This is a genomic window from Paenisporosarcina sp. P4_E4_2 (assembly GCF_056401595.1).
Window position 1 is genome coordinate 1 of sequence record NZ_JBFUJC010000331.1, and the last position, 3489, is coordinate 3489.

A 3489-nucleotide genomic window follows, 5' to 3' on the forward strand; every position below is an offset into this window, starting at 1 on the left:
TACTACGATGGCAACAGGGGTTCGGGACTACCAACCGGGTGACCGGGTTTCTTGGATTCATTGGAAATCATTTGCCCGCACTCAAACCTTACGTACGAAAGAATTTGAAGATCGACAGTCACAGGATTTGTTCATTATGGTTGACCGAAAACCGTCGGAAAATTTTGAAGAACAAATTGAATTGACAGCATCAGTGTTACAAGCAGTTGTTCGAAACCAAGCAAGTGCGGCATTCTTGTCATTAGGTGCCTCTCGCTTTTATTTCCCTGCTGTTCAAAGTGAGGAACAGCTGCAACGAACGATGTTTCATTTAGCTAAAGTTGAAGCTGATTTGACGCAGCCAATCGAAAAATTATTGCTGAAAGATCCAGCCATGTCGAGCGCAACATCCATTTTGCTAATTACTGGTGAATTAACCACAGCATTAATTGAATCAATTCCACGAGCTGCCAAAAACTTACGTCAATGTACTGTTTTTGTTGTTGTGAAAAAAGGCGAAAAGTTATCGAAACAAGCAATGACATTGCATCAACTTGCTCGTTCGAGAGGAATGATCACGCACGTGCTTTCTCAAGATCATTTCGCAAATGCCTTTACGGAGGTAGGTCGCAAATGAAAATTGGACTTCAAAATAAATGGCTACAAGCCTTATTTTATTTACTGGTGTTCTTTCTATTCCGTGAATGGTTATTACCAGTATTAGAGTTAACCGAAACCAACTATTTATCTATATTCCTAGCTTTCATCGTCTTGTGCTTTGTATTCAGTTTCTTATCGGCTCCATGGTGGCTTACGGTTCCTGGAAAACTGGTTTATATTGCCTGGGTCATTGTATTTGTTTATACGGACGAAGTATTTTTCACAAGCGAAGCAGTTTCATTTTTGTTTGGGGAATTAATGATAAATGTAGGTGCACTTTTCAGTCGTGACTGGTCACTAGTGACTGATTCTTTCCGTACAGTGCTGTTTTTCTCATTAATATGGATGACAGCATATTTAATACATCACTGGATCAGTATCCGTTTTAACATTTTCTTATTCTTCTTCATGACTGTTGTTTTTATTGCGGCACTGGATACATTCAGTGCGTATAAAGGTGATGGGGCGATTCTTCGTATCATGATTCTGGGGTTATTATTATCGGGGCTATTAAAAGTAGCGAAAATAATGGAACAAAATCAAGTAACCATGACCAGGGAGAAATATGTTTTTCTTGTTATTCCTCTTGTAATGCTAGTTGCATTCAGTGGTTCAATCGGCTATTTACTTCCTAAAGCCGGACCGATATGGGAAGATCCTGTCCCGTTTATTCAATCGTTTGCTGAAGGAGCAGGTACAGGACCCGGAGGAGCAGTTGGCATCGGGAAAATTGGCTATGGTGAAGATGACTCCAATTTAGGCGGTGCTTTCAGGTCAGATAATACTGTTGTGTTTGAAGCGATTGTGCAAACACCGCAATATTGGAAGATTGAAACGAAGGATACTTACACATCAAAAGGATGGGAACAATCCGTTTCTTCCAATGAAATTCGTAATTATACAGTAGGCGATACGCTGGATACAGGAATTCCAACAGGTCTTGAAGAGGATAAAGATGTTGCCAAGTATAATTTCAGCTTGGAATATCCATTCTTAATGTATCCGTATGGTTCCGTGACAGTGGACGCACCTGAAGGTACAACATTCTCAATATCAAACAATACACAAAAAATCGAGACTTATCGGGAGAACGAAGAAGTCCAATTAAAGGCTTATAGTATAGCTTTCAGTGAACCAACTTACAGTTTAAAGGCATTACGTGCAACGACTCACGAAGGTTTGTCTATACTATCTCAAGACTTTTCACGTTATTTACAGTTGCCTGAAGAATTACCTGAACGCGTTCGGGAATTGGCTCGAACCATTACTAAAGATGAAACCAATCTATATGATAAAGCTCGGGCAATTGAACGCTATTTTCCACAAAACGCCTTTGTTTACGATCAACATAATGTTTCCGTTCCAAAAAAAGATGAGGACTATGTAGATCAATTTCTATTTGAAACAAAACGTGGGTATTGTGATAATTTCTCTACATCCATGATTATTATGCTCCGTTCTTTAGATATCCCAGCACGGTGGGTTAAAGGATTCGCTGAAGGGCAAGAGCTTCGGACTGAAGATGGGGAAAGAATGTACCAAGTTACAAATAATAACGCCCATTCTTGGGTCGAAGCTTATTTGCCAGGAATCGGCTGGATGCCATTCGAACCGACCATTGGTTTTAGTGGAACTGGAAATATTGATTTCGATTTGGAGTTAAACTCGACTGATACGCCTGAAAAACCAGTTGTCCCAGCGCAACCGGAAAAACCTGAAACGACAGGCAAAGGAGAAACTAAACCATTTTCAGAACGATTCACGGATATGATTCAGAACTTTACTGACTGGATGTCGGACAATAAAGGACAAATCATTTTCTGGAGCATCATCGCACTTTTATTCTCATATATGTTGTTCCGGATTCGAAAAAAATGGATGCCGAAAATCTTGGTTCCTTATTACCGTTTACGTAAAGATAACTGGCAGTCATTTGAGCATAGCTACCATAGTTTGTTAAAACAGCTTGAGTTGTATGGGATTCAACGGAATGAAGGGCAAACATTGCAAACTTATGCAAAATATGTGGATTCATTCTTCGGCTCAAAAGATATGAAAGTATTGACGACAGCTTATGAAAAAGGCTTTTATGGGAAAAATATCGAGTCTCACGAATGGCTTCAACTGAGAGAAAGTTGGGAAAATTTAATCAATCGCACCAGTGGTTGATTTTAAGGCGGACAACCTGTAGAATTGAGAAAAATTATACAGACCGGTTTGCCCTCATATATGTCCGATAATAAGGTTCGGATGTTTCTACCAAGTCGCCGGAAATGACTTGACTATGAAGGCGAATGCACCCATGTCTATTTATGGACATTTATTTGCATTCGCCTTTTTAACGAGAAGAGACTTAAATGTCTAGTAGCAAGCGTCAGTCTGCACCTAACCTTGAGATATTCAACTGGAACGGTTTTTCCGCTTCATTTCTTTCAGGGTGGGTCCCAGACTTCAGTGGCGTTTCAGCTTTTCTTGTGTAGAGCAAAAGAGCGCGTAGAAAGGTTTTCTTTCATACGCGTTTTTTCTATATTAAAGGGAGTCCGAAAATCAAAGTGAAGAGGTGGCCATATTGTCAGCAACTCCTATGTTGAAAGAACAAGAAAAAATCGTCGTACTTGACTTTGGTAGTCAATACAATCAGTTAATCACTCGCCGTATCCGTGAGTTCGGTGTTTACAGTGAATTACATCCGCATACAGTAACCGCTGAAGATATTAAATCTATGAATGCAACAGGTATCATTTTCTCAGGTGGTCCAAATTCGGTTTATGATGCAAATGCTTTCCATATTGACCAAGCAATTTTCGATTTAAACATTCCGATTTTAGGAATTTGCTACGGTATGCAATT

3 protein-coding genes and 1 riboswitch are annotated in these 3489 nt (G+C 39.7%); all 3 genes read left to right on the forward strand.

From position 1 onward, the window contains the following. On the forward strand, positions 1-616 hold a 616-nt coding region (locus AC1DSB_RS16535), incomplete at its 5' end, for a DUF58 domain-containing protein (RefSeq protein ID WP_477587140.1). Next, on the forward strand, positions 613-2808 hold the full coding sequence (locus tag AC1DSB_RS16540) for a transglutaminase-like domain-containing protein (protein WP_477532385.1): 2196 nt from the start codon (positions 613-615) through the stop codon (positions 2806-2808). The genes AC1DSB_RS16535 and AC1DSB_RS16540, both read left to right, overlap by 4 nt. A 34-nt stretch (positions 2809-2842) precedes the next feature. Then, a riboswitch (purine riboswitch) is annotated at positions 2843-2944 on the forward strand. Positions 2945-3208: 264 nt separating this feature from the next. After that, on the forward strand, positions 3209-3489 hold a 281-nt coding region (locus AC1DSB_RS16545; RefSeq protein WP_477587141.1), incomplete at its 3' end, for a glutamine amidotransferase-related protein.